Annotated in this window: 25 protein-coding genes and 1 riboswitch; of the genes, 5 read left to right on the plus strand and 20 right to left on the minus strand. The window is 69.9% G+C overall.

The genetic code is table 11. The features are described 5' to 3' along the window. Positions 1 to 28: 28 nt before the first annotated feature. The 6 genes from ABZS69_RS04310 to ABZS69_RS04335 form a co-directional block, all read right to left on the minus strand. The gene (locus ABZS69_RS04310; protein ID WP_355366236.1) at positions 29 to 811 is read right to left on the minus strand and encodes a type III pantothenate kinase; all 783 of its coding nucleotides are present in this window, start codon (positions 809 to 811) and stop codon (positions 29 to 31) included. A 3-nt stretch (positions 812 to 814) separates the two neighbouring features. Next, positions 815 to 3,340, minus strand: coding sequence for an L-aspartate oxidase (locus ABZS69_RS04315; RefSeq protein ID WP_355366239.1), 2,526 nt, complete (start codon positions 3,338 to 3,340; stop codon positions 815 to 817). 63 nt (positions 3,341 to 3,403) lie between these two features. Beyond that, entirely contained in the window at positions 3,404 to 3,910 is a 507-nt protein-coding gene (locus ABZS69_RS04320; RefSeq protein WP_355366242.1) for a DUF6624 domain-containing protein, read from the minus strand. A gap of 19 nt (positions 3,911 to 3,929) precedes the next feature. Further along, positions 3,930 to 4,766 carry a pantoate--beta-alanine ligase gene (gene panC / locus ABZS69_RS04325; RefSeq protein ID WP_355366244.1) on the minus strand — a complete coding sequence of 279 codons (837 nt, stop codon included), beginning with the start codon at positions 4,764 to 4,766 and terminating at the stop codon, positions 3,930 to 3,932. A gap of 23 nt (positions 4,767 to 4,789) precedes the next feature. Continuing rightward, positions 4,790 to 5,680, minus strand: a complete 891-nt coding sequence (locus ABZS69_RS04330) for a DUF2520 domain-containing protein (protein ID WP_355366246.1) — start codon at positions 5,678 to 5,680, stop codon at positions 4,790 to 4,792. A gap of 439 nt (positions 5,681 to 6,119) precedes the next feature. Further along, on the minus strand, positions 6,120 to 6,347 hold the full coding sequence (locus ABZS69_RS04335) for a chaplin family protein (RefSeq protein ID WP_355366248.1): 228 nt from the start codon (positions 6,345 to 6,347) through the stop codon (positions 6,120 to 6,122). Between the two features lie 187 nt (positions 6,348 to 6,534). On the opposite strand from ABZS69_RS04335, the gene ABZS69_RS04340 reads away from it, so the two are divergent. Continuing rightward, positions 6,535 to 7,497 (plus strand): SAM-dependent methyltransferase, encoded by a 963-nt coding sequence (locus ABZS69_RS04340; RefSeq protein ID WP_355366251.1) that lies wholly within the window; start codon positions 6,535 to 6,537, stop codon positions 7,495 to 7,497. Here ABZS69_RS04340 and ABZS69_RS04345 read toward each other — a convergent pair. Beyond that, positions 7,481 to 8,674: a cytochrome P450 gene (locus ABZS69_RS04345; RefSeq protein WP_355366254.1), complete on the minus strand. Its 1,194-nt coding sequence runs from the start codon at positions 8,672 to 8,674 to the stop codon at positions 7,481 to 7,483. The two genes, ABZS69_RS04340 and ABZS69_RS04345, sit on opposite strands and share 17 nt — an antisense overlap. Before the next feature lie 9 nt (positions 8,675 to 8,683). Next, complete coding sequence (locus tag ABZS69_RS04350) at positions 8,684 to 9,424, minus strand: TerC family protein (RefSeq protein WP_355366257.1); 741 nt, start codon at positions 9,422 to 9,424, stop codon at positions 8,684 to 8,686. A 112-nt stretch (positions 9,425 to 9,536) separates the two neighbouring features. Next, a riboswitch (SAM riboswitch) is annotated at positions 9,537 to 9,652 on the plus strand. A gap of 45 nt (positions 9,653 to 9,697) precedes the next feature. Between ABZS69_RS04350 and ABZS69_RS04355 the strand changes: the two genes are divergently transcribed. Next, positions 9,698 to 10,990: an aminotransferase class V-fold PLP-dependent enzyme gene (locus ABZS69_RS04355; RefSeq protein WP_355366260.1), complete on the plus strand. Its 1,293-nt coding sequence runs from the start codon at positions 9,698 to 9,700 to the stop codon at positions 10,988 to 10,990. 55 nt (positions 10,991 to 11,045) lie between these two features. On the opposite strand, the gene ABZS69_RS04360 is transcribed toward ABZS69_RS04355, so the two are convergent. Beyond that, positions 11,046 to 11,705 (minus strand): DoxX family protein, encoded by a 660-nt coding sequence (locus ABZS69_RS04360; RefSeq protein WP_355366263.1) that lies wholly within the window; start codon positions 11,703 to 11,705, stop codon positions 11,046 to 11,048. 122 nt (positions 11,706 to 11,827) lie between these two features. On the opposite strand from ABZS69_RS04360, the gene ABZS69_RS04365 reads away from it, so the two are divergent. Beyond that, positions 11,828 to 12,973: an NADH-quinone oxidoreductase subunit D gene (locus tag ABZS69_RS04365; RefSeq protein WP_355366266.1), complete on the plus strand. Its 1,146-nt coding sequence runs from the start codon at positions 11,828 to 11,830 to the stop codon at positions 12,971 to 12,973. Then, positions 12,970 to 14,046: an acyltransferase gene (locus ABZS69_RS04370; protein ID WP_355366269.1), complete on the plus strand. Its 1,077-nt coding sequence runs from the start codon at positions 12,970 to 12,972 to the stop codon at positions 14,044 to 14,046. The genes ABZS69_RS04365 and ABZS69_RS04370 overlap by 4 nt, the downstream gene beginning before the upstream one ends. Positions 14,047 to 14,150: 104 nt before the next feature. Here ABZS69_RS04370 and ABZS69_RS04375 read toward each other — a convergent pair whose 3' ends face one another. The 11 genes from ABZS69_RS04375 to dacB all read right to left on the minus strand — a co-directional run bounded on the left by ABZS69_RS04375 (position 14,151) and on the right by dacB (position 23,952). Then, positions 14,151 to 14,606, minus strand: coding sequence for a DUF3180 domain-containing protein (locus ABZS69_RS04375; protein ID WP_355366272.1), 456 nt, complete (start codon positions 14,604 to 14,606; stop codon positions 14,151 to 14,153). Then, entirely contained in the window at positions 14,603 to 15,106 is a 504-nt protein-coding gene (folK, locus tag ABZS69_RS04380) for a 2-amino-4-hydroxy-6-hydroxymethyldihydropteridine diphosphokinase (RefSeq protein WP_355366275.1), read from the minus strand. The genes ABZS69_RS04375 and folK overlap by 4 nt, the downstream gene beginning before the upstream one ends. Further along, positions 15,103 to 15,495 carry a dihydroneopterin aldolase gene (folB, locus tag ABZS69_RS04385; RefSeq protein WP_355366278.1) on the minus strand — a complete coding sequence of 131 codons (393 nt, stop codon included), beginning with the start codon at positions 15,493 to 15,495 and terminating at the stop codon, positions 15,103 to 15,105. The genes folK and folB overlap by 4 nt, the downstream gene beginning before the upstream one ends. Next, positions 15,458 to 15,904 carry a nuclear transport factor 2 family protein gene (locus ABZS69_RS04390; RefSeq protein ID WP_355366281.1) on the minus strand — a complete coding sequence of 149 codons (447 nt, stop codon included), beginning with the start codon at positions 15,902 to 15,904 and terminating at the stop codon, positions 15,458 to 15,460. Before ABZS69_RS04390 ends, folB begins: the two co-directional genes overlap by 38 nt. Further along, a complete protein-coding gene (gene folP / locus ABZS69_RS04395) occupies positions 15,901 to 16,707 on the minus strand; it encodes a dihydropteroate synthase (RefSeq protein ID WP_355366920.1) in 807 nt (268 codons plus the stop codon). The genes ABZS69_RS04390 and folP overlap by 4 nt, the downstream gene beginning before the upstream one ends. 109 nt (positions 16,708 to 16,816) lie before the next feature. Further along, a complete protein-coding gene (gene folE, locus ABZS69_RS04400; protein WP_192788835.1) occupies positions 16,817 to 17,395 on the minus strand; it encodes a GTP cyclohydrolase I FolE in 579 nt (192 codons plus the stop codon). Beyond that, positions 17,392 to 19,386: an ATP-dependent zinc metalloprotease FtsH gene (gene ftsH, locus ABZS69_RS04405; RefSeq protein WP_355366284.1), complete on the minus strand. Its 1,995-nt coding sequence runs from the start codon at positions 19,384 to 19,386 to the stop codon at positions 17,392 to 17,394. Before ftsH ends, folE begins: the two co-directional genes overlap by 4 nt. 238 nt (positions 19,387 to 19,624) lie before the next feature. Further along, positions 19,625 to 20,176, minus strand: coding sequence for a hypoxanthine phosphoribosyltransferase (hpt, locus tag ABZS69_RS04410; protein WP_355366287.1), 552 nt, complete (start codon positions 20,174 to 20,176; stop codon positions 19,625 to 19,627). A gap of 10 nt (positions 20,177 to 20,186) precedes the next feature. Further along, positions 20,187 to 21,191 (minus strand): tRNA lysidine(34) synthetase TilS, encoded by a 1,005-nt coding sequence (tilS, locus tag ABZS69_RS04415; RefSeq protein WP_355366290.1) that lies wholly within the window; start codon positions 21,189 to 21,191, stop codon positions 20,187 to 20,189. A 240-nt stretch (positions 21,192 to 21,431) separates the two neighbouring features. Beyond that, complete coding sequence (locus ABZS69_RS04420) at positions 21,432 to 22,508, minus strand: zinc-dependent metalloprotease (RefSeq protein ID WP_355366293.1); 1,077 nt, start codon at positions 22,506 to 22,508, stop codon at positions 21,432 to 21,434. A 46-nt stretch (positions 22,509 to 22,554) separates the two neighbouring features. Further along, positions 22,555 to 23,952 (minus strand): D-alanyl-D-alanine carboxypeptidase/D-alanyl-D-alanine-endopeptidase, encoded by a 1,398-nt coding sequence (dacB, locus tag ABZS69_RS04425; protein WP_355366923.1) that lies wholly within the window; start codon positions 23,950 to 23,952, stop codon positions 22,555 to 22,557. Positions 23,953 to 24,113: 161 nt separating this feature from the next. Here dacB and ABZS69_RS04430 point away from each other — a divergent pair, with 161 nt between their 5' ends. Continuing rightward, a complete protein-coding gene (locus ABZS69_RS04430; RefSeq protein ID WP_185069348.1) occupies positions 24,114 to 24,605 on the plus strand; it encodes an inorganic diphosphatase in 492 nt (163 codons plus the stop codon). Positions 24,606 to 24,609: the final 4 nt, after the last annotated feature.

The following is a 24,609-nucleotide window of genomic DNA, read 5'->3' on the forward strand; positions in this document are numbered from 1 at the left end:
CCTCCCACCCGAGCGGGAGGCCGCTTTTTCAGGTCGTGTTCCTGTTGTAGATCAGGCGCAGGCCCATGAGCGTCAGCCACGGCTCGTGCACGTCGATGGAGCGCGACTCGCCCACCACCAGCGCCGCGTGGCCGCCCGTGGCCACCACCGTCACTTCGTCGGGGTCGTCGGCCAGCTCGGCCGCCATCCGCTCCACGATCCCGTCCACCTGGCCCGCGAAGCCGTAGATGATGCCGGCCTGCAGGGCTTCGACCGTGTTCTTGGCGATCACCGAGCGCGGCCTGACCAGCTCCACCTTGTGCAGCTGGGCCCCGGCGGCGGCCAGCGCGTCGACCGAGATCTCGATGCCGGGAGCGGTCACCGCGCCGACGTATTCGCCCTTGGCCGACACCGCGTCGAACGAGGTCGCGGTGCCGAAGTCGACGATGATGCAGGGGCCGCCGTACTGGTCGATGGCCGCCAGCGCGTTCACGATGCGGTCGCTGCCGACCTCCTTGGGGTTGTCCATGCGTACGGGCACCCCGGTGCGGATGCCCGGCTCCACGATCACCGCCGTCACGTCGCCGTAGTAGCGGCGGCACATCTCGCGCATCTCGTTGAGCACGCTCGGAACGGTGGAACAGATGGCGATGCCGTCGATGTCGGCCCCCTTGAGCAGCGGCGACTGTGCCAGCAGCCCCTGGAGTACGACCGCGATCTCGTCGGCGGTGCGGCGGGCGTCGGTGGCCAGCCGCCAATGCTCGATGACGTCCTCGCCCTCGAACAGCCCGAGCACCGTGTGCGTGTTACCGACGTCGATCGTGAGCAGCATCAATTACCCCCGCAGATCCAATGCGATGTCCAGGGCCGGCGCGGAGTGCGTCAGAGCTCCCACCGCCAGATAGTCAACGCCAGTTTCGGCCACACGACGAGCCGATTCCAAGGTCAATCCCCCGCTGGCTTCAAGCGCAACCCTGTTTTCCGCCCGATTTTTCACGACATATACGGCACTGGCCGTGTCCTCGATCGTGAAGTTGTCCAGGAGGATCTCCTCGGCTCCCTCGTCGAGCACGGCCTCCAACTGGTCGAGCCGGTCGATCTCCACCTCGATCGGCAGGTCGGGGTAGCGCTCCCTGACCGCCCTGAACGCCTCGGCCACCCCACCGGCGGCCACGACGTGGTTGTCCTTGATCAGCGCGGCGTCCGACAGCGACATCCGGTGGTTCACGCCGCCGCCGCAGCGTACCGCGTACTTCTCCAGCGCCCGCAGCCCCGGCAGCGTCTTGCGGCTGTCGCGCACGCGCGCCGCCGTGCCGCTGATCGCCTCTACCCATCTGGCCGTCAGCGTGGCCACCCCGGAGAGGTGCGTGAGCAGGTTGAGCGCGGTGCGCTCGGCCGTCAGCAGGGCCCGCACCGGCCCCTCGACCGTCATCAGCACGTCTCCGGCCCGCACGCGCTCGCCGTCCTTGGCCCTTCTCTCGGTACGGGCCGCGCCCAGCCGGACGAACACCGCCTCCGCCACCGCCAGCCCGGCCACGACGCCGTCCTTGCGGGCCACCACGTCGGCCGCCGCACGCTGCCCCGCCGGGATCGTGGCCAGGCTCGTCACGTCGCCGGCCTCCTGCAGGTCCTCGGCCAGCGCCCGGTCGATCAGCGCGTCCACCTCGGCCGGGTCCAGCCCGGCGGCGGTGAGCTCCTGCACCAGGCGCGGCGGCATCGCGTCACCGTGCGGCGTGTACGTCATGCTGAGACCCTCCTCGGTCAGGGTCACGTCCAGGTGACCCAGCCATTCGTTGTCGTCGCGGGTGTCGTGGTCCTCGCGCCAGTGCGAGCCGCGGGTCTCGAGCCTGGCCGCCGCCGCGCCGGTGAGCACGGTGGCCACGGTGAGCAGGTTGGTGGCCTCCCAGGACTCGGTGCAGGCGGGCACCTCGACCGGCGTCCAGCGGGCCTCACGCAGCGCCCTGGCCGTGGCCAGCAGCGACTCGCGGCTGCGCAGCACGCTCGCGCCGGTGCTCATGTGCGCCTGGATCCTGGGCCTGACCCTCGGGTCCGCCAGCCCCGAGGGCGCGCCGCTCTCGACCGGCTCACCCGGCGCGGGGCGTGCCGCCTGGATGTCCTCGGCGATGCGCTCGGCGAAGACGAGCCCTTCGAGCAGGGAGTTGGAGGCCAGCCGGTTGGCGCCGTGCACGCCGGTGCAGGCCACCTCGCCGCACGCGTACAGCCCCTCGATGGAGGTACGGCCGCGCAGGTCCGTCATGACGCCGCCGCTCGCGTAGTGGGCGGCCGGGGCAATGGGGATCGGCTCGACGGCCGGGTCGATGCCGTGCTCGCGGCAGACGGCGTAGATCGTGGGGAAGCGGGTCTCCCACTTCTCCCGGCCGAAGTGGCGGCCGTCGAGGTACATGTGGTCGCGGCCCGTCTCACGAATCCTGCGCATGATCGCCTTGGCCACGACGTCGCGCGGCGCCAGGTCGGCCAGCTCGTGCGCGCCCCGCATGAACCGGACGCCCTCGTGGTCGACCAGGTACGCGCCCTCGCCCCTGACCGCCTCGGAGATCAGCGGCTGCTGGCCCGTCGAGCCCTCGCCGAGCCACAGCACGGTCGGATGGAACTGGACGAACTCGATGTCGCGCACCACGGCCCCGGCCCGCAGCGCGAGCGCGACCCCGTCGCCGGTGGAGACGGCGGGGTTGGTGGTGGCCGAGTAGACCTGGCCCATGCCGCCGGTGGCCAGCACCACCGCCCTGGCGCGCACCGCGCCCACCCCGTCGCGGGCGCCCTCGCCCATGACGTGCAGCGTCACTCCCCTGGCCCGGCCCCGTGCGTCCTTTAGCAGGTCGAGCACCAGCGCGTGCTCGATCACCTCGATCTCCGAGGCGCGCACGGCCTCGATGAGCGCCCGCTGCACCTCGGCGCCCGTGGCGTCGCCGCCCGCGTGCACGATCCGGTCCCGCCGGTGCCCGCCTTCCCTGGTGAGCTGCAACTCCCCGTCGGGGGTGCGGTCGAAGCGGGCGCCGCGGGCGATGAGCCGCCGCAGCGCGCCGGGCCCCTCCGTGACGAGCGCGCGCACCGCCCCGACGTCGCACAGCCCGACCCCGGCGATCAACGTGTCGTTCAGGTGCTCGTCGGGGGTGTCGCGGGGATCGAGCACGGCCGCGATGCCACCCTGGGCCCACCGGGTCGAGCCTGCCGCCAGCACGTCCTTGGTGACGACCAGCACCTTGGCGGACGGTTCCAGCTCCGCGTGGCGCAGGGCCACGGTCAGGCCGGCGACGCCGGAGCCGACGACGACCACGTCCGCCTCGACAGTCCAGCCGGCCGCCGGCGCGGTCAACCGCAGGGGAATCGCCGGAGCACTCATCAGGGAACTCCTCACTGAGGGATTTCGTCAATATGACGATAACGCCTGGCGCGGAGTGGACGTTCAGCGGCCCTCTGTTTTCCTGATGAACGCCTCGTACTCGGCGAACGGCTCCAGCCCCACCGCCGCGCGGCGCTCGTCGAGCAGGTCAGGGTCCTCGATCGGCATGGGTTCCAGGCCGTCGACGCCGTCGTGGAACTGGGTCCCGTAGAGCTGGGGACGGCCCGAGCGCACGCGTACGCGGTCCTCCAGGTACGCGAAGTCGCCCGGCGAGGCCTCCTCACGCTCGACCGCCTCGGCCATCGCCTCGTGGAGGACCAGCTGCGCCCGGCGGGAGGTGGCGTGCTGGGCCAGCAGCCAGGCCGCCCGCGCGGCCCGGTGCCCGACCTGCGAGACCAGCGGCCAGCCGCGGGTGGCGACCACGGAGTGGAGCCAGACGGTGTTGCCCTCGTCGAGCTTCTGCAGCCGCGCCAGCCGCCGGTCGCCGGGAACGCCCTTGGCCGGGTCGCGCATCGCCCGGTCCATCTCCATGCGCCGGAGCAACTCGTCCCGCAGCTCCTCGTCGGTCATGAACCGACGGTAATCCGCCTCAGGCGGGATTCAAGGTGAGGGTGATGTTGTCGATCAGCCGGGTGGTGCCCACCGTGGCGGCGACCGCGAGCACGGCCGTCCCCGCGTACGACTCGTCCACTTCGGCGAACGTCGCCGGATCGACCAGCGCCAGGTAGTCGACCGCGATCCGGGACCCGGCCGCGTCGAGCACCTCCCCGGCCGCCGCGCGGACCCTGGCCGGGGTGAGCTCGGCCGCGCCCGCCCGCAGGGCACGGGACAGCTCCAGCGCCACCTGGCGGTCGTCGTCGGACAGGTAGCGGTTGCGGCTCGACAGGGCCAGGCCGTCGGGCTCGCGTACGGTCGGCGCCCCCAGGATCTCGATGGGCAGGTCGAGGTCGGCGACCATGCGGCGGATGACGGCGAGCTGCTGGGCGTCCTTCTGGCCGAAGACCGCCAGGTCGGGCTGGACCAGGTTGAACAGCTTGAGCACGACCGTCAGCACGCCGTCGAAGTGGCCGGGCCGGAAGGCGCCCTCGACGATCGAGCCCATGTGGCCCGCGGAGACGCTCACCTGACGGTCGGGCGCGTACATCTCCTCGGCGTCCGGATGGAAGACGACGTCCACGCCCTCGGCCCGGCACACGTCCAGGTCGGCGTCCCATGTACGGGGATAGCGTGAAAAATCCTCGTTTGGACCGAATTGCAGGGGGTTGACGAAGATGCTGACCACGACCTGATCGGCACGGGCGCGGGCCTGCCTGATCAGCGACCTGTGCCCCTCGTGCAACGCGCCCATGGTGGGCACCAGAGCCACCTCACCGGCCCGCCGCGCCTTGACCAGATCTTCCCGACCTCTGGCGACGATCAGCTCCATAAAAGCGCCCCTTAATCGCGTTGTCAGGTCCATATATTGCCCCCCAGCGCGTCGAGCAGCCGCTCCGCCTCCTCCGGTTTGAGCAGTCCGGCGGCCAGCGCGCGGTCGGCCGTGAGCCGGGCCAGCGCGATGTAGGCGTCGGCCGCCTCGGGCGCCGCCAGGATCAGCGCGTCCACGTGCCTGCGCACGGTGCCCGCGTCGCCGCGGACGACCGGGCCGGTCAGCCCGGCGATGCCCAGCCGCAGCACGTTGTCGAGCGCCGCGCCGAGCAGCGGGCCCAGCATCCGCCCCGGGTGCTCCACGCCGATGCGCCCCAGCAGCTCCTGCGACTCGGCGATGAGCGTGACCATGTGGTTGGCCGCCCCGGCCAGCGCCGCGTGGTAGAGCGCGCGGTCGGCGTCGGCGATCCAGACCGGCTCGCCGCCCATCTCGATCACCAGCGCCTCGGCGATCGGCCGCAGCATGTCGGGGGCGGTCACGCCGTACGAGATGCCGGTGAGCTTGTTGAGGTCGTCGTCCCGGCCCGTGAAGGTCATCACCGGGTGCAGCGCGAGCGGCAGCGCGCCGGCCCTGGCCGCCGGTTCGAGCACGGACAGCCCGTACGCCCCGCTGGTGTGCACCAGCAGCTTGCCCTGGAGGTCGGCCCCGGTCGTGGCCAGCCCGTTGACGAGGTCGGGCAGCGCGTCGTCGGGCACCGTGAGCAGGATGAGCTGGGCCGCCGCGACCACCTCGTCGGGCCTGGACGGCTTGACGCCCAGCCGGTCGGCCGCCCATCGCTGCGAATTGTCCGACACACCGCTCGCGGCCGCGATCCGGTGCCCCGCCTGAGCCAGCGCGGCGCCCAGGGCCGAGCCGACCTTGCCCGCCCCGAGTACGCCGACAGTCAGTCGTGCCGGGCGATCCCCTGCGTCCATGACGTCACACCCCTGACCTGCTGATGAGAAACCTGCAGGGCGGACCGTCGCCCTGGCCTCAACCAGGCACGACACACGGGATCGCGGTCCGACGAGCAGGCTTCTGTTGTGGCACTGCCGACCAGCGTAACGGCCCCTCCGAGTGGCGGACCGTAGGGCACGGTCCGCGACTTGCCCGGGGGCTCCCACGTGACCGCGGTTTTGCCACCCGTTGAGTTAACGACAAAAGCGACAAGGGGATACAAAAAGTGCACCCCCTGTCGGAAGAGATGAGGAGAGGGGTTCCATCGCATGGCAGCGGGCGCCGAGTCCCCTCATCCAGGACCCGACGCCCGCGGGATGTGACCTCTTGGAGGTGCGACCGGTTGGCCGCTCGCCGACCGACCAGCCGGGATTCGAGCCCGGGCCGGACGAGTGCCGGCCCGGACTCTCTCCTCTTTCAGTGGTGGCTCGGCACATAGGCGGTCGCGCCGCCCTTGCAGCCGGCGAACGCGGCGCCGATGACGGCGATGGCGTTGCCACAGATGTTGATCGGGATCGCGATGGGAAGGTGCAGCTGGTTGCCGCCGAGCACACTGCCGTTGCCACTGGTCGTGTCGGCGTGCGCCGGGGCCGCGAGCGACAGCATGGCGACGGCTCCTGTGACGGCAATGACCTTCTTCAGCACGAGGGCTCCTCTCAGTTTGGCGACCTGGGCCGCCGGTGCTTGCTCGGGAGCGATCCGCTGCGCCAATTGGGGGTTGGCGCAACGCGACCACTCGATGACATTGTGTAAACGTACCTCAAGTCGGCGACAATGAGTAGTCAAATGATGACGATGCGTGTCACGCGAAAGTCATGAGATAGTCCTGAGCATGTGGCTCACCTGGCGCGCCGCAACGGAACGTGCGCTGTACGGCGAGGACGGCTTCTACCTTCGCGAACGCCCCTCAGGCCACTTCCGGACCTCGGTCAGCGCCTCCCCGGCGTTCGCCGACGCGATGCTGGCGCTGCTGTCGAAGGTGGACGCCGAGCTCGGCGGTCCTGACGTGCTCGACCTGGTCGACATCGGCGCGGGCGAGGGCACGCTGGTCACGCAGGTGCTGGAGGCCGCCGAGCCGGCGCTGCGCGACCGGCTCCGCGTCACCGCCGTCGACCTCTCCCCCCGGCCGGAGGGCCTGCCCGAGCGGGTCGCCTGGCGGCGGAGCGTGCCCACCGGCATCACGGGCCTGGTCATCGCCAACGAGTGGCTCGACAACGTGCCGCTCGACGTGGCGGAGCAGACCGCGGCCGGGCCGCGCCTCATCATGGTGAACATCCGCACGGGCGAGGAGCGCCTCGGCGACCCGCCCGGGCCGGACGACCGCGCCTGGCTCGACCGGTGGTGGCCGCTGACCCGGACGAGCTCCCGAGCGGAGATCGGCCGCCCTCGCGACGAGGCGTGGGCCGCCGTCGTGGGGTGCCTCACGAGGGGCCGTGCGATTGCCGTTGATTATGCACACCCTGTGGATAACCGGCCGCTCTGTGGCACGTTGACCGGTTACCGCGACGGCGCGGTCGTTGCCCCGATCCCCGATGGGACCTGCGATATCACCGCTCATGTCGCTCTTGACGCGTGCGCCGAGGCCGGGCGCGGGGCCGGCGCGATATCCACAACCTTGTCCACACAGCGCGACGCGCTGAGGGCTCTGGGGATCACCGGCACCCGGCCGCCCATCGACCAGGCCCGCACCGATCCGCGTGCTTACATCCGGGCGCTGGCCAGGGCGTCGGAGGAGGGTGAGCTGATCGATCCGGCGGGGCTCGGCGGCTTCGGCTGGCTCAGCCAGCGGCGGTGACCTCCAGCGACCGCAGCCCCCGGATGATGTAGCCGGGCTTCCAGCTCGGCTCCTCCCGCAGTTCGAGCTTGGCCGCCCGGTCCAGGAGCGCGCCGTACGACTCCATGAGCTCGATGCGGGCCAGCGGCGCGCCCAGGCAGAAGTGGATCCCGGCTCCGAACGAGATGTGCGGATTGTCGGCCCGCCCCACGTCGAGCCGATCCGGGTCCTCGAACACCGCCGGGTCGCGGTTCGCCGAGCCGAACAGCAGCGCCACCTCCGACCCGCGCGGGAGCTCGACGCCGTGGACCTCGATGTCCTCCAGCACCCAGCGCTCGAACATCTGCAGCGGCGTGTCCCAGCGCATGACCTCCTCGACGGCCGTGGGCAGCAGCGAGCGGTCCGCGCGCAGCCGGGCCAGCTCGGAGGGGTTCCTGAACAGGGCCCACCAGCCGTTGCCCGTGACGTTCACGGTGGCCTCGTGGCCGGCGTTGAGCAGCAGCACGCACGTGCCGACCAGCTCGTCCTCGGTCAGCTCGTCGATCTGCGCCAGCGCGCTGACCAGGTCGTCGCCCGGAGCCCGGCGGCGCTCCGCGGCCAGGGCCTTGAGGTAGCCGGCGAACTCGGACGCCGCCCGTACCGCCGTGTGCTGGGCCTCAAGGCTCGGGCTGAGCTCGTACATGCCGCAGATGTCCGCCGACCAGGGGCGCAGCAGGTGGCGGTCGGCGTGGGGGATGCCGAGCATCTCCGCGATCACCGTCACCGGCAGCGGCTCGGCGACCTCGGCGAGGAGGTCGCCGCCGCCCTTCTCCACGAACGCGTCCACCAGGCCCTCGGCGATGGCGCGCACCCGGGGGCGCAGCGACTCGACCATGCGCGGCGTGAACGCCCTGGAGACCAGCCGGCGCAGCCTGGTGTGCACCGGCGGCTCCACGTCGAGCATGCCCGCCCTGATCACGCGCCAGAACGGCTCGTGGAACTCCGGCTCCGGCGGCCTGCCGAACTCCTCGTGGGTGGCCACGTGGAGGTAGGACCGCCCCAGGCGGCGGTCTCTGAGCAGGGCGTTCACGTCGGCGTGACGTGAGATCAGCCACTGGTTCGTCGGCTCGAAGTAGCTGACCGGCGCCTCGCGCCTCAGCTCGTCGTACACCCGGTACGGGTGAGCCACGAAATCCGGATCCCAAGGGTCAAAGCGCACTATTTCATCTTATGGAGTGGGATCCTCCTGCGGCACCGCCGCCCGCTTGCTCCGCACCCGGATGTTCAGCAGCTCGACGACGAGCGAGAACGCCATCGCGAAGTAGATGTAGCCCTTGGGGATGTGCTGGCCGAAGCCCTCGGCGATGAGCACCACGCCGATCAGCACCAGGAACGACAGCGCCAGCATCTTGATGCTCGGGTGCCGGTCCACGAACCTGCTGATCGGCCCCGAGGCGAACAGCATCACCAGCACCGACACCACGACCGCCGCGATCATCACCCCGAGCTCGTCGACCATGCCGACGGCGGTGATGACGGAGTCGAGCGAGAACACGATGTCCAGCACCATGATCTGGATGATGACCGAGGCGAAGGAGGCGACCGCGGCCTTCTTGCCGTCCTTGCCGACGGGGCCGTCCATGCTGTGGCCGATCTCGGTGACGCTCTTGCCCAGCAGGAACAGGCCGCCGAGCAGCAGGATCAGATCGCGTCCCGATATTTCGTGGCCGAAGACGGCGAACAGCGGCTCGGTGAGCTGCACCACCCACGACAGGGCCAGGAGCAGGAGCAGCCGGGTGATCAGGGCCGCGCCCAGCCCCAGCACCCGGGCTCTGTCCCGTTGTTCGGGAGGTAGCCTCCCGGCCAGGATGGAGATGAAGATGATGTTGTCGATCCCCAACACGATCTCCAGGGCGACAAGGGTGAAGAAACCGATCCAGATCTGCGGGTCGGTCACCCAGTCCAACATCTGCGCACCTCCATGGCATACGAGCGGGGTTTCCGGTAGCAACGAGCCGGACCCCGAAGAAGTTCGCCGACTTGCGATCGATGGAGGGGATTGGGTTATAGTCTGCGCCGTAGGTCATGAGTGCCAGCGACAAGCCCCGGCTAGCTGGCCGGCAACCCTCGCGTCCGCGGCGGGGTGCCCCGGGTGAAGACCTGGTCCGTCACGAGACGTGGCGGGCAAGCGCGGGCTCCGTGGGTGCTTCCAGGGGTCCGATGACCCTGAGGGAGATTTGCCGTGTCCACGCTGACGATCTTCAGCTCCGCCCCCGCTCGCGCCGCCGCCGAAGAGGCCCCCGCCGTCACGAGCCGGCCGATCCCCGCCGTGCTCGGGGCCGATCTCGAGGTGCCGGTCAAGGGCGGCCGGCTCGTCGGCTACGCCAACCTCGACTACGCCGCCAGCGCCCCCTGTCTGGAGCCGGTCAGCGCCGCCGTCACCGCCGCGCTCCCGGCCTACTCCAGCGTCCACCGCGGCGCGGGCTACGCCTCCCAGCTCACCACCGCCCGCTACGAGCAGGCCCGCCACACGGTACGGGCGTTCGTCGGGGCCCGCCCGGACGACGCCGTGATCTTCACCCGCAACACGACCGACGCCACCAACCTCCTGTCCCGCTGCCTGCCCGCCGGCACGACCACCGTGGTCTTCGACACCGAGCACCACGCCTCCCTCCTTCCCTGGCAGAAGTCCGTACGGCTGGCGCCGCCCGCCTTCCCCGGCGAGGCCGTCCGCGCCGCCGACGCGGCGCTGGCCGGCATCGAGGGGCCCAAGCTGCTCGTGGTCACCGCGGCCTCGAACGTCACCGGCGAGATCTGGCCCATCGCCGCGCTGGCCCACGTCGCGCACCGGCACGGCGCCCGCATCCTGGTGGACGCCGCGCAGCTCGTACCGCACCGGCGGCTCAACCTGACCGCGCTCGACCTGGACTACGTGGCCTTCTCCGGGCACAAGCTGTACGCGCCGTTCGGCGCGGGCGTGCTGGTGGGGCGGCGGGACTGGCTCGCGGAGGGCGAGCCGTACCTCAAAGGCGGCGGCGCGGTGCGGTCCGTGGGCGAGGACGCCGAGTGGCACGACGACCCGGAGCCGCGGCACGAGGCGGGCACCCCGAACGTGCTGGGCGCCATCGCCCTGGCCGCCGCCTGCGACGCGCTCACGGCCACCGGCTGGACCGCGCTGGTGCGCGAGGAGGAGCGGCTGATCGCGCGCCTGCGCTCGGGGCTGGCCTCGATCGAGGGCGTGCGGGAACTGTCGCTGTGGGGGGACGACCACCCGCGGGTCGGCATCGTGTCGTTCACCGTGGACGGCTACTCGGCCCGCGAGGTGGCCGAGTCGCTGTCCAGCGAGTACGGCATCGGGGTGCGCGACGGCAAGTTCTGCGCGCACCCGTTCGTCCGGCATCTGCTCGGCGGCCAAGCCGATGAGGGGTGCGAGGACGGCACCGCCTCCGCGGTGCGGGCCTCGATCGGCATCGGCACCACGCAGGAGCACGTGGACCGGCTGGTCGCGGCGCTGCGGGACCTCGTGAGCCGCTGAGTGCGCCGCTGAGTGGGTCGCTGAGTGGGTCGCTGAGGAGCCGATGAGCGAGCCGTCAGACCGCGTCGGAGCGGTTCGGCGGCTTGCGGTGCGGCGGCGGCTCGTCGGAGACCAGGGCGTCGATGTCCCGCATGTCGTCGTCGTTGATCCCACCCGTGTGGTGCTCGGCCGACTGTCTGGGCACACGTGGCGCCTCGGCCTGCTCCACGGTCGGCGCGGGCCTGGTGAGCCTGGTCGTGACGTTCGACGGCTCCGGACGCTGTGCCTGCGCGGCGCGCTCCTCCTCGGCGTCCAGGCGCTCCGAACGCCGCCGGAACATCGCGGCGAAAATGCCGTCGATCCCGAGCCGGCCGCCCCCGAGCGCCAGGAACAGCAGGGCCAGTGCCGCGAGCGCGCCGGGCAGCTCCCAGCCGCCGGCGGTGGACAGCACCCCGTGCCCCGCGTGCACGTACGCGATGGCGCCCAGCATGTTGACCAGCAACAGGAACCCCACCAGGCGCACCAGCAGGCCCAGGATCAGGAAAAGGCCGCCGACGGTCTCGATGACGGACGCGAATGTGGCGGCGAGCTCCGGCATCGGGATCCCCATCCCCCTGAACGCCTGCCCCGTGGCCCCGAGGCCGCCGTCCCACTTCTGCAAGCCGTGCGCCAAGAAGATCACGCCGGTCACCACCCGTGCGATCAGGGCAGCGACATCAAACACAACTCTCTTCATGGTGTTAACTCCCCCCGTTCCTGGCATTCCTCCCCATGTCCGAGTTAGGGATGCGTTTCCGTACCATTCCTTGACCCGGCCCCACCCTGGATCATCAACCGGGGCGGTGGCAGCATTGCCATATGACGGAACGTGTGGTCGGAATCGGCGCGGGTGCAAAAGAGCTGGCCACCGAGGACATGATCCTCAACATCGGCCCGCAGCACCCGTCGACCCACGGAGTGCTCAGACTCCGGCTGACGCTCGACGGCGAACGCATCACCGCCGCCGAGCCGATCATCGGCTACATGCACAGGGGCGCGGAGAAGCTGTTCGAGGTCCGCGACTTCCGTCAGATCATCATGCTGGCCAACAGGCACGACTGGCTGTCGGGGTTCGCGAACGAGCTGGGCGTGGTGCTCGCCGCCGAACGCCTGCTCGGCATGGAGCCCCCGGTCCGGGCCGTGTGGGCGCGTACGCTGCTGGCCGAGCTCAACCGGGTGCTCAACCACCTGATGTTCCTCGGCTCCTATCCCCTGGAGCTGGGCGCGATCACGCCGCTGTTCTACTCGTTCAACGAGCGCGAGCGCATCCAGGCCGTCATGGAGGAGATCTCCGGCGGTCGCATGCACTACATGTTCAACCGGGTCGGGGGCCTCAAGGAGGACCTGCCGCTCGGCTGGCTCGACCGGGTGTCGGAGGCCGTCGCGGAGACCCGCCGCCGGGTGCCCGACATCGAGAACCTCATCCTGCACAACGAGATCTTCATCGCCCGCACCAAGGGCGTCGGCGTGCTCAGCCGCGAGCAGATCATGCAGTACGGCGTCAGCGGCCCCATCGCCAGGGCCTCCGGGGTGGACTTCGACCTGCGCCGCGACGACCCGTACCTGGCCTACTCCGAGCTGCCTGTGAAGGTCGTCACGCGGCACGCGGGCGACTGCCGGTCCCGGTTCGAGGTGCTGTTCGACCAGCTCAAGGTCTCGCTCGACCTGGCCGACGCCTGCGTAGAGCGGCTGCGCTCGCTGCCTCCCGGGCCGATCAACCAGCGCCTGCCGAAGGTGCTCAAGGTGCCGGAGGGCCATACGTACGCGTGGACCGAGAACCCTCTCGGCATCAACGGCTACTACCTGGTCTCCAAGGGCGACAAGACGCCGTGGCGGCTCAAGCTGCGTTCGGCCTCGTACAGCAACGTCCAGGTGCTGCGGGAGATACTCCCCGGCCACCTGGTCGCCGACATGGTGGCCATCCTCGGCTCGATGTTCTTCGTCGTGGGAGACATCGACAAGTGAAAGCCGAGCGCGACAAGTACGTCGACTGGCTCCGCGCCCTGAGCCTGTGCGTCGTGGTGGTCTGGCACTGGGCGTTCACCATCCTGGAGTGGAAGCCGAGCGGCCCCGAGCCCACCAGCCCGCTGGGCTTCACCTCGGGGCTGTGGATCCTGACCTGGCTGCTGCAGGTGCTGCCGCTGTTCTTCTACGTCGGCGGCCACGTGCACCTGCTGTCCTGGGAGCGGGCCAAGGAACGCGGCACCGGCATCGGCTCGTTCGTCTGGCGGCGCATCCGCGCGCTGGCCTTACCCGCCCTCTTCCTGTCCGGGGTGTGGATCGCCATCGGGGCGGTCGTGACGTTCACGTTCCGGGTGGACTGGATGTGGCGGGTCGTGCTGCTGGTGCTCAGCCCGCTGTGGTTCCTCGGCGTCTACCTCGTGCTGATCGCGCTGCTGCCCGTGGCGCTCTGGCTGCACCGCCGCTACGACGTGCTGACGCTGATCTGGCTCGGCGGCGCGTCCCTGGTGGTGGACGTGGTGCGCTTCCGGTACGGGGTCGACTGGGTCGGCTGGCTCAACATGATCATCGTCTGGGGGCTCGCCCACCAGGCCGGGTTCTTCTACGACCGGATCGTCATCCTGCCCAGGCGCTATGACATCGCGGTGCTCTGGACGGGGCTGTTCGCCCTGTTCGGCCTGGTCTACTCGGGCATCTACCCGGGGTCGATGGTGGGCGTCCCCGGCGACAAGTGGTCGAACATGGCGCCGCCCACGTTCGTGATCGTCGCCCTGCTGCTGTTCCAGGTGGGGCTGGTCGAGGTGCTGCGGCCGTCGATGGAGCGCGTGCTGGAGCGTCCGGGCTGGCGCCGGGTCAACGAGTTCATCAACCGGTACTCGCTGCCGCTCTTCCTCTTCCACACGACCGGGATGGCCATCGCGCTGGGCCTGTCGTGGTGGCTCTTCGGCACCCTGGGCACCGAGATCCCGCCCGACCTGAAATGGTGGCTGGAGCGCCCGATCGCCATCCTCGGCCCGCTGATCTGCACCGCCCCGGTCATCTATCTGTTCGCGAGGGAGCGCCGTCGCCTGGACTGAGGAGCGCCGGGAGCGCAGCGACCAGAGCGACGAGGGAAGGCGACGGCTCCACGGCGACCGAGCCGCCCCCACGGAGTGGAGGCCATGAACACGCGTACGCGCTCTTAGTCGGGTTTGTGGTTGTCCGAGTCCTTGGGGATCCGGCAGGCGTGCTCCAGGTAAAGGGCGGCGCAGATGAGCGCCACGCAGGCCACGAACGAGCCCGTCGCGACGAAGAACTCCGACCGCGGCGTCTCCCGGTCCAGGAGTTGCACCGTGTAGAGGGCGAACCCGGCGAACAACCCGCCGAACACCGCCCCCGCGTACGCGGAAGCCTTCGCCAGTGCGGCCAGCCGGGCCACCGACAGCGGCTCCACCGGCTTGGTGTTCGGCTTCCTGGCGATCCTGGCCTTGGTGACCCACGCGCTGTAGCCCTCGCCGATGGCCAGCAGCAGCACGGTCGGGATCGCCGTCCACGGCAGCAGGTACATGCCCGAGTAGTTGCGCCTGACCACTGCCCACGCGATCAGTGCGATGACGACGAAGACGCCGACCAGGAGGCCGGGACGGGTCGGCCTCAATCGGGCCTCTGCAGCTTCAGGTCGTCGCGCAGGCGTACCCCCTGCTGGTCGACCCCCGCCAGCAGCTCCGCCACCCGGCCGTGCCCGGGCACCACGGCGTCGGGGTCGGCCTTCGCCCACGGCACGAGCACGAACGCGCGCTCGTGGACGAGGGGATGGGGCAGCGTCAGCTCCGGCTCCTGGCAGACCGTGTCGCCCACCACGATCAGGTCGATGTCGAGCGTACGCGGCCCCCAGCGCTCGGCGCGGACCCGCCCGAAGGCGTTCTCCACGCTCTGCGCCCGCTCCAGGAGAGTGCGCGGCTGCAGGGTGGTCTCCGCGATCACGACCGCGTTGAGATACGGCTTCTGTCCCGGAGGACCACCCACGGGGTCGGTCTCGTAGACCGGCGAGGCCTGGACGAACTCCAGCCCCGGGGCGTCGAACAGGGTGTCCACGGCACCTTGCAACGTCTGGAACCGAGGCCCCAGGTTGCTGCCGAGAGCGAGGACGACTTTCATACGCGGCTCCGCTCTATGGTCACGACCACGTCGTCGAACGGCAGCGGGATGGGCGCCGCCGGTTTGTGCACGCTCACCTCGACCTTGCTCACCAGCTCGCCGGCCAGGCATACGTCGGCCAGCCGCTGCGCGAGCGTCTCTATCAGCTCGACCGGCTCGCCCTCCACGACCTTGACCAGCGCCTCGGCGAGCTCCCCGTAATGGACGGTCTTGGTGAGATCATCGCCGGCCGCCGCCGGCGCGGTGTCGAGGAACAGCGTCGCGTCCACGACGAACTCCTGCCCCAGCTCCCGCTCGGCAGGCAGCACGCCGTGCCTCCCCCTGGCCCGCAGGCCCTTGAGAGCGATGCGATCAAGGCTCAAGCTCGCCTTCCTCCTCCTCGTCGTCATCCCCCTGCAGCACCGGCGAACCGTGGTGCATCCACAGCCGCCAGCCCTGCGAGGTGCGAATGTAGACGTTGCTGGCCACCACCTTGCCCGCGGCGAAGCTGGACTCGCCTTCCTCGCCGGCGGTGAGGATGTTCTCGACGCAGGTCAGCACGGCCACATCGCCCAGCACCGTCGTGGCGACGTCGGTCAGCACGAACTGGATGTAGGTCGTGTTGGCCATGATCAGGGCCCACGACCGCAGCACCTCGGACCGGCCGCTGAGCAGAGTCCAGCCCGGGTGCACACAGCTCACCTGGTCGTCCGCGGTGTCCTCGGCCCAGATCTCGGTCATCTTGTCGAGATCCGCGTTCTCGATCGCGGAGTAGAACTCCTGGTTCACCGTCTCGATCGCGGCGGTGTCGACGCTCATGTGTTGGCTCCGGCTCTCTTCCATGCGGCGGCCACGCGTACGGCATCGGCATTTGGACTGACCTCATGGACGCGCACGCACCAGGCGCCCGCCTGGGCGGCCAGCGCGGTCACCGCCAGCGTGGCGTCGTCACTGCGGCTGAACGGCCGGGGCGTGCCGTCGGGGCCGGCCAGCAGGCGCCCGAGGAACCGCTTGCGCGACGCCCCGATGAGCAGGGGGAAACCCAGCTCGGCCAGTTGGGGGATCCCGGCCAGCAGCGCCCAGTTGTGCTCGGCGTTCTTGGCGAAACCCAGGCCGGGGTCGAGCACGATCTGCTCCTCTGTGACGCCTTCGGCCAGGACCAGGTCGACCCGCTTGCTGAGCTCCTCGCGCACCTCTGTGACCACGTCGGCGTAGACCGCGCGGTTGTCCATGTCATGACTGTGGCCGCGCCAGTGCATCACCACATACGGGATGCCGGTCGCGGCCACCACGCGCGGCATCTCAGGGTCGGCGAGACCGCCGCTCACGTCGTTGACGAGCCGCGCCCCCGCCTCGACCGCGGCCTTGGCCACCTCGGCCCGCATCGTGTCGACGCTGACGGCCACGCCCTCGGCGGCGAGCGCCCTGATCACGGGGACGACCCTGGCCAGCTCTTCGTCGAGGGACACCCTGGCCGCGCCCGGGCGAGTGGACTCGCCGCCCACATCCACCAGGTCGGCCCCCTCCCGGACCAGCTCAAAGCCGTGCTGAATGGCGGCCGCCTCGTCGAACCACAGGCCGCCGTCGGAGAACGAATCGGGTGTCACATTGACCACACCCATGACGAGGCACCGATCCGCACCTCCTGGCACGTTGATGGGCACGCTAGTCATGGGCCAAGCCTAGGCGCTCCCCCACACATGTTGACATCGTGGGTACCCCGTTCGGTCATCAACGACCCAGGATGAGCGCCATCGCCTCAGATCGGGTCTTGTCGCTCGTGCGGAAGTCGCCGCGGACCGCCGAGGTGACGGTCTTGGCGCCCGGTTTGCGTACGCCGCGCATCGTCATGCACAGATGCTCGGCCTCCACCACCACGATGACTCCGCGCGGCTCCAGAACCCGCATGAGAGCGTCGGCGATCTGGGACGTCATGCGCTCCTGGACCTGGGGACGGCGGGCGAACACGTCGACCAGCCGGGCCAGCTTCGACAGGCCCGTCACCTGGCCGCGGTCATTGGGGATGTAGCCCACGTGGGCCACACCGTGGAACGGGACCAGGTGGTGCTCGCAGGTCGAGTAGACCTCGATGTCCCTGACGAGCACCATCTCGTCGTGATCGACGTCGAAGACCTTCGTCAGGACGTCTTCGGGCTTCTGGCCGAGCCCCGAATACTGCTCGGCCATGGCGCGGGCGACCCGGGCCGGTGTGTCGAGGAGGCCGTCACGGTCGGGATCCTCGCCGATGGCGTAGAGGATCTCGCGTACGGCCTTCTCGATCCGGCCCAGGTCTACGTCGTACTGAGTCACACACTGTCCCCGGACGGGAGGGCGTCCTGGTGGCCCGAGGTGAGCGAGCCGTTGGCCGACTGCTCCTTGCGGGTCAGGATCGGCGGACGGTCGGACGGCAGCCGCTTGCCGTAACCCGCGTAGGACGGGCGGTGCGCCTTGACCACCACGGAGGCGAAGATCTCCAGCACCTGCTCGCGCGAGAGGGTCTCCTTCTCCATGAGCTCCAGCACCAGGTTGTCGAGCACGTCGCGGTATTCGACCAGGATGTCCCACGCCTGGTCGTGCGCCGTCTCGATCATCCGGCGGACCTCCTCGTCGATCGTGGAAGCGATCTTCTCGGAGTAGTCGCGCTCGTGACCCATCTCACGGCCCAGGAACACCTCGGCCTGGCCGGTGCCGAACTTACGGGCGCCGAGCTGCTCGCTCATGCCGTACTCGGTCACCATGCGGCGGGCGACCGCCGTGGCCTTCTCGATGTCGTTGGAGGCGCCGGTGGTGGGCTCGTGGAAGACGAGCTCCTCCGCCGCGCGGCCGCCCAGCAGCATCGCGAGCTGGTCCATCATCTCCGACCTGGTGGCCAGGAACTTGTCCTCCATCGGCAGCGTCATCGTGTAACCGAGGGCGCGGCCGCGGGACAGGATCGTGATCTTGTGGACCGGGTCGGAGTTGGGCAGCGCGTGCGCCACCAGCGCGTGACCGCCCTCGTGGTAGGCGATCATCTTCTTTTCCTTGTCGGACATGACCCGCGACTTGCGCTCGGGCCCTGCCATGACACGGTCGATCGACTCCTCGAGGACGTCCATCGTGATCAGCTTCTGGTCGGCCCGTGCGGTGAGCAGGGCGGCCTCGTTGATCACGTTGGCCAGGTCGGCGCCGGTGAACCCGGGGGTGCGGCGCGCGATGACGTCGAGGTCGACGTTGGGGGCGAACGGCTTGCCGCGGCCGTGGACCTTGAGGATGCCCTTGCGGCCCTCGAGGTCGGGGCGGTCGACGGTGACCTGCCGGTCGAAACGGCCCGGGCGCAGCAGCGCCGGGTCGAGGATGTCGGGCCGGTTGGTCGCGGCGATGAGGATCACGCCGCCCTTGACGTCGAAGCCGTCCATCTCGACGAGCAGCTGGTTGAGCGTCTGCTCGCGCTCGTCGTGACCGCCGCCCAGGCCGGCGCCGCGGTGGCGGCCGACGGCGTCGATCTCGTCGATGAAGATGATCGCCGGGGCGTTGGCCTTCGCCTGCTCGAACAGGTCGCGCACGCGGGAGGCGCCGACACCGACGAACATCTCGACGAAGTCGGAACCGGAGATCGAATAGAACGGCACGCCCGCCTCGCCGGCCACGGCTCGGGCCAGCAGGGTCTTGCCGGTGCCGGGCGGGCCGTACAGCAGCACGCCCTTGGGGATCTTGGCGCCGATCGCCTGGAACTTGGCCGGGGCCTGCAGGAACTCCTTGATCTCCTGGAGCTCCTCGATGGCCTCGTCGGCTCCGGCGACGTCGGCGAAAGTCGTCTTGGGGGTGTCTTTGGTGATGAGCTTGGCCTTCGACTTGCCGAAGTTCATCACCCGGGAGCCGCCGCCCTGCATCTGGTTCATGATGAACAGGAAGATCAGCACGATGAAGACGATCGGCAGGAAGCTCACCAGGATGCTCACCAGGAAGTTTTCCTGGGGCACCTCGGTGTTGAAGCTCTTGGTCTTGCCCGCGTCGACCTGAGCCTGAAGCTCATCGGTCAGCTTGCTGCCGTAGCCCGTGACCCAGTCGGACTGGATCAGCTTCGTCGGGGTGTCGCCGGCCTTGACCGCGATGGGGTTGGTCAGCGTCACCTCGATCCGGTTGTCCTTGTCGACAATCTTGGCGTTGCTGACGTTTCCGGCGCGAATCTGCTGGAGAACCAGTGACGTGTCGGCCTGCTTGAAATTACCGCCGCCACTCCAAAGCTGAGTGACGAGTAGGAGCAGCACGACGATGCCCAGGATCCACAGCAGTGGCCCACGTGTAAATCGCTTGAGATCCATCCGATGCGGAACCCCTTGCGGGCCCGTCCCTTCCTGACCATGGCCTGGAACCCCGGGCTGGCCCGGGGCCGCGGCATCCGGCACCGCGACTTCTGACTACCCGAGGGGGACACGCGGTCACCCTCCAGGAGTCTGAAGGTACACCGGCAGAGCGCACGGGGGGACCCGCCCGCTACACCGGTCTTGCCCTATCAACGTACGTCACCTTGCGCGGTGTTCCCGGCCGTGGACCAGATTGCTACTTGTAAACGTGTGGGGCCAGTGTGCCGATGAACGGCAGATTGCGGTATCGCTCCGCGTAGTCGAGGCCGTAACCGATGACGAACTCGTTGGGAATGTCGAACCCCACGTATTTCACATCGATCGGCACCTTCACCGCGTCGGGTTTCCGCAGCGCGGCGCAGATCTCAAGTGAGGCGGGATTACGCGACTTCAGGTTTTCCAACAGCCAGTGCAGGGTCAGGCCGGAGTCGATGATGTCCTCGACTATCAGCACGTCGCGGCCCATGATGTCGGTGTCCAGGTCTTTCAGCACGCGTACGACGCCGGATGACCTCGTGCCCGCGCCGTATGACGACACCGCCATCCAATCCATTTGCACGGGCACGTGCAGGGCTCTGGCCAGGTCGGCCATCACCATGACGGCGCCCTTCAGCACGCCCACTAGCAGCAAGTCTTTGCCCGCGTAGTCCTCGTCGATCCGCCCGGCAAGCTCTTTGATCTTGGCCTGGAGCTCGTCCTCGGGAATGAGGACATTTTCCAGGTCATTGCCCATGTCGGCAGCGTCCACCTGTGGTTCCTTATGCGATGGGACTGATGGCGAGTATCAGGGTGCCATACCGCCGGAGGGCCGACAGACCCCCGGGCAGGTCCACGGCCTTCTGCCCGTGCCAGCTCGTGACCAGCCGGTCCACGGCCAGCACGTGCGTGGCCGAGAGGGCGCCTGAGGGGGTTCCCGCCGCGATTGCCGCCCGCCGCAGCACCCGCCGCCTGACGGCGTCGGGGAGCTTCTCCAGCTCTGGTACGGCTAGTGTCACCGATCCCGGAATATCGCTAAGAGCGCAATTCTGGTACGCCGATTCGGCCCATTGATCGAGGGCGTCGGCGTCCTCCCGCGCCATCCCCGCGGTCCTCGCGAGCGCCTCGGCCACCCCCGGGCCCAACTCCGCTTCGAGGACGGGCAGGATCCTTCTCCGCACGCGGACCCTCGTGTAGCGGGGATCCTCGTTGTGGGGGTCGTCCCAGGGGTCGAGCCCCATGGCCGCGCAGGCCTTGACCGTGGTGGCCCTGGGGATGTGGAGCAGGGGCCTGCGATAGCGCCCGCCGCGGGCCGCCATCCCGGACAGCGACCTGACCCCGCTCCCCCTGGCCAGGCCCAGCAGCACCGTCTCCGCCTGGTCGTCGCGGGTGTGGCCGAGCAGCACCGCCTCCGCCTGCAGCCGGTCCGCCGCTTGGGCCAGCGCGGCGTACCTCGCGTCCCGCGCCGCCGCCTCGGGCCCGCCCTCGGTGCCGACCGTGACGGTGAGCACTTCGGCCGGGCTCAGGTCGAGCCGGTGGGCCCCGATGTCCGCCACCGTCCGCGCCCGCTCGGCCGAGCCGGGCTGGAGCTGGTGGTCCACGGTGAGCAACCCCGCCCTGAGGCCCATCCGGGGCGCCACGAACGCCAGCGCCGCCGCCAGGGCCAGGGAGTCGGCTCCGCCGCTGCAGGCGACCAGCACCAGCGCGCCCTTCCGGACGTCGGCCAGCGCCTCCCGCACTGCCCTGCGCACGTCGGCTACGGCTGGATGTGGACCCACGGGTGCCATTCTCGCCTGCCCCCACCCACCACAACGCCACCCACACCCCGGCCCGAGGCCCGCCACCCACGCAGCGCTCCAAGGGCGGGAAGCCGGCCTCGCTCACCTGCACCACGCGACACCTGCGCAGCCCCTGCGACCGCTTGCCGCAACGCCAACCATGCGCCGCTCTACGACCGCCCGGCACCCGCACCGCCCAAAGGCCGCGCGCCCGTTGGGAGGGTGGTGGGCGCGGCGGGGTGGGTGGGGTTAGGCCGGGAGGGCTGGGGTGCCGATGACGCGGCTGATCCAGGCGTCCGGGTCGGAGATCTCCTGGCTCGTCGGCAGCGTCTCGGGAGAGGTCCAGATCTTGTTGAAGCCATCCATCCCCACCCGGTCCACCACCTTCCGCACGAACGCCGACCCCTCCGCGTACTGCTTCATCTTGAGGTCGATCCCCAGCAGCCGCCGCACCGTGCGGTCGAGGCGGGAACCGCCCTCCCGCCGCTGGGCGAACTTGGCGCGGATGTCGCCCACCGAGGGCACCACGGACGGGCCCACCGCGTCCATGACGTAGTCGCCGTGCCCCTCCACCAGGGTCATCACGGCGGTCAGGCGGTCGAGGATCTCCTTCTGCCCCGGGGACTGGATGGCGTCGATGAGGTTGCCGTCCCCGCCGCGCACCACGTCGGCCACCGTGTCGGCGGCGCTGCGGAGGCGTTCGAGGAGCGTGGGCAGGTCGAGGTCGGAGGCCAGCAGGAACTCGGTCATCTGCGACCGGACGTATTCGCGCAGCCACGGCACGCCCGTGAACTGCACCCGGTGCGTCTCCTCGTGCAGGCACACCCACAGGCGGAAGTCGTGCGGGTCGACGCCCATTTCGCGCTCGGCGTGAACGATGTTGGGGGCGACGAGCGTCAGGCGGCCCGTGGGCTCCTGGCCGGTGGGGTCGGGCGGGAGGAACAGCTCGTACTGCCCGAGGACCCGCGAGGCGAGGAAGGCGAGGACGGCCCCGACCTCCACGCCCGTGATGCGGGAGCCCACGGCGGTGACGATGGCGGGCGGCTGGTTGACAGCGCTGCCCATGCGCTCCGTCAACGGCTCGAGCACCACGCGGAAGCCCTCGACGTTCGCCTTGATCCAGCCGGGCCGGTCGACGACGGTCGCGGCCTGCGGCGCGGTCTCTGTGTGGATCTTGGTGAACTCGCGCACGTGGCCCTCGGCCTCACGCGACAGGGTACGGAGCTCGGTGACGGCCTGCCTGGCCTCCTCCCGGCTCACTTGAGGACCGGGGCGCACCAGGCGCGTACCGGTCGTGACGGCCAGATCCCAGTCGATCACCTGCATACCGTCCACCGTACGTGCTCCACGCTCAACCCGCGAAGGACGAGATTCAAGACCTGGCCACGATGGCGGCCAGACGGTCGAGCACGGGTTCGGCCGAGGCCGGTACGCGGTCGGCCATGAACGCGAACGTCACCAGCCGCCCGTCCTTCGTGGTCGCCATGCCCGCCAGCGTGTTGACGTTGTTCAGCGTGCCGGTCTTGGCGCGGACGAGCCCGACCTCCCCCCTGCTGTCACTGGCCGTGAAGCGCCGGCCGTTGCCGAGCGTGCCGGAGAAGCCCGCGATCGGCATGCCGGAGGCGACGGCGTGCAGGTTGGGCTGGCTCGCCGAGCCGGACATGGCGATCAGCTTGGCCAGGGCGCCGGGGCTGATGCGGTTGCGGGTGGACAGGCCGCTGCCGTCGGAGAGCGAGATCCCCTGCGCGGCCCCGAGCCGCTGGAGCACCGCGACCACGGCCTTGGTACCCCCTTCGAACGACGCCTCCATGCCTTCCTTGATGGCGACATGCCTGGCCAGGGCCTCGGCCATGTCGTTGTCGCTCCGGGTGAGCGCGTGCTCGACGAGCGAGTAGATCGGGGCGGAGTCCACCCGGCCCAGCTCCGGAGCGGTCGCCTGGGCCTTGCCGGGCCGTACGGACCTGGACACCGCGATCCCCTGCTTGGCCAGCAGCTTGGCGAAGGCCTCGGCGGCGTACTGGGGCGGGTTGGAGACCCGGGGCTGGTGGAAGCGCGGGTTCTGGCGGCCTTCGTCCATGGTCAGGGCGTAGACGGGCGCCACCTCGCCGTCCGGGACGTAGTTCGGCTTCCAGCCGGGGGCGATCGCCGAACCGACGAACAACGAGGTGTCGTACGAAAGGGTGATTTTTCGAACGTTTTGCGCTTTAAGGGTCGCGGCCGTGCGGGCCGCCAGCGTGGCCAGGCTGGCCTGCTTCGGGTACGTCGGTTTCGCCGACGGCCCGGCCAGCATCGGGTCGCCGCCCCCGACCAGGACGGCCGTGCCCGGCTTCGCCCCCTGGACGACCCTGGTGGACAGCCGCGCGTCCGGGCCGAGGGCGGCGAGGGCCGCGGAGCACGTGACGATCTTCGTCGTCGAGGCCGGGACGATGGGGGTGTCGGCGTTGGCGGCGAAGATCCGCTCGCCGGTGGCCGCGTCGAGCACCACCGCGCCCACGTGGGAGCCGAGCGCATCGTCACCCAGGGCGCTGGTGAGCTGGCGCGTCAAAGTACCCTTAGTCGGGAGAGGTCCGTCCCCCGACCTCACCGAAAGCTGGGCCAGCACAGGCCCCGAGGTGACCACGGGGACGGAGGAAGACCCTTCCGGCGGGGACGCCGTCGGCTTGGTCGGTGGAGACTGCCTCGTCAACGCGCCCAGGCTGAAGTCGGTGGTCATCGCGTAAACGCCGATGACGATCGTCAGGGCCTGCAGCACGGCGAGAGTGGCCAACATCACCCACCGGTCGTGCCGCGCCACGTCGTCTGCCTCTCTCCTGTGTTCGCCTACGAGACATTAACGCCCAGCCGGGGGTTCCCGGGGGCTTGAGTGCGGGAGACGAAGCCGAACCTGGCGCTGCCCGGTGAAGCGGACTCGGCCCATGAGAAAGGACCGCGGTGGAGTTCGACGTCGTCGTTGAGATCCCGAAGGGCAATCGAAACAAGTACGAAGTGGACCACGAGACCGGGAAAATCAGGCTCGACCGGCTTCTGTTCACCTCCACGCAGTACCCCGCCGACTACGGCTTCATCGAGAACACCCTCGGCGAGGACGGCGACCCGCTGGACGCGCTGGTGCTGCTGCAGGAGCCGACGTTCCCCGGGTGCTACATCACCTGCCGGGCGGTGGGCATGTTCAGGATGACGGACGAGAAGGGCGGCGACGACAAGGTCCTCTGCGTCCCCTCGACCGACCCGCGGATGCACCACATCCAGGACATCCATCACGTGTCCGAGTTCGACCGCCTGGAGATCCAGCACTTCTTCGAGGTCTACAAGGACCTGGAGCCGGGCAAGTCCGTCGAGGGCGCCAACTGGGTCGGCCGTATCGAAGCCGAGGCCGAGATCGAGCGCTCCTTCCGCCGGGCCAAGGAGGAGGGTCACCACTGACCCC

This window comes from Nonomuraea sp. NPDC005650 (genome assembly GCF_040605375.1).
GTDB lineage: Bacteria > Actinomycetota > Actinomycetes > Streptosporangiales > Streptosporangiaceae > Nonomuraea.

Bases quoted from the DNA above. Each gene is read 5' to 3' on its own strand.
- folP (WP_355366920.1), bottom strand. From the start codon at position 16,707: ATGGGTGTGGTCAATGTGACACCCGATTCGTTCTCCGACGGCGGCCTG.
- dacB (WP_355366923.1), bottom strand. From the start codon at position 23,952: ATGTTGGCCACTCTCGCCGTGCTGCAGGCCCTGACGATCGTCATCGGC.
- panC (WP_355366244.1), bottom strand. From the start codon at position 4,766: ATGGAGCTGATCGTCGCCAGAGGTCGGGAAGATCTGGTCAAGGCGCGG.
- ABZS69_RS04420 (WP_355366293.1), bottom strand. From the start codon at position 22,508: ATGCAGGTGATCGACTGGGATCTGGCCGTCACGACCGGTACGCGCCTG.
- folK (WP_355366275.1), bottom strand. From the start codon at position 15,106: ATGAAAGTCGTCCTCGCTCTCGGCAGCAACCTGGGGCCTCGGTTCCAG.
- ABZS69_RS04365 (WP_355366266.1), top strand. From the start codon at position 11,828: ATGACGGAACGTGTGGTCGGAATCGGCGCGGGTGCAAAAGAGCTGGCC.
- ABZS69_RS04310 (WP_355366236.1), bottom strand. From the start codon at position 811: ATGCTGCTCACGATCGACGTCGGTAACACGCACACGGTGCTCGGGCTG.
- ABZS69_RS04390 (WP_355366281.1), bottom strand. From the start codon at position 15,904: ATGAGCGTCGACACCGCCGCGATCGAGACGGTGAACCAGGAGTTCTAC.
- ABZS69_RS04315 (WP_355366239.1), bottom strand. From the start codon at position 3,340: ATGAGTGCTCCGGCGATTCCCCTGCGGTTGACCGCGCCGGCGGCCGGC.
- ABZS69_RS04330 (WP_355366246.1), bottom strand. From the start codon at position 5,680: ATGGACGCAGGGGATCGCCCGGCACGACTGACTGTCGGCGTACTCGGG.
- ABZS69_RS04320 (WP_355366242.1), bottom strand. From the start codon at position 3,910: ATGACCGACGAGGAGCTGCGGGACGAGTTGCTCCGGCGCATGGAGATG.
- ftsH (WP_355366284.1), bottom strand. From the start codon at position 19,386: ATGGATCTCAAGCGATTTACACGTGGGCCACTGCTGTGGATCCTGGGC.
- folB (WP_355366278.1), bottom strand. From the start codon at position 15,495: ATGACGACGAGGAGGAGGAAGGCGAGCTTGAGCCTTGATCGCATCGCT.
- ABZS69_RS04340 (WP_355366251.1), top strand. From the start codon at position 6,535: ATGTGGCTCACCTGGCGCGCCGCAACGGAACGTGCGCTGTACGGCGAG.
- ABZS69_RS04360 (WP_355366263.1), bottom strand. From the start codon at position 11,705: ATGAAGAGAGTTGTGTTTGATGTCGCTGCCCTGATCGCACGGGTGGTG.
- tilS (WP_355366290.1), bottom strand. From the start codon at position 21,191: ATGGCACCCGTGGGTCCACATCCAGCCGTAGCCGACGTGCGCAGGGCA.
- ABZS69_RS04350 (WP_355366257.1), bottom strand. From the start codon at position 9,424: ATGTTGGACTGGGTGACCGACCCGCAGATCTGGATCGGTTTCTTCACC.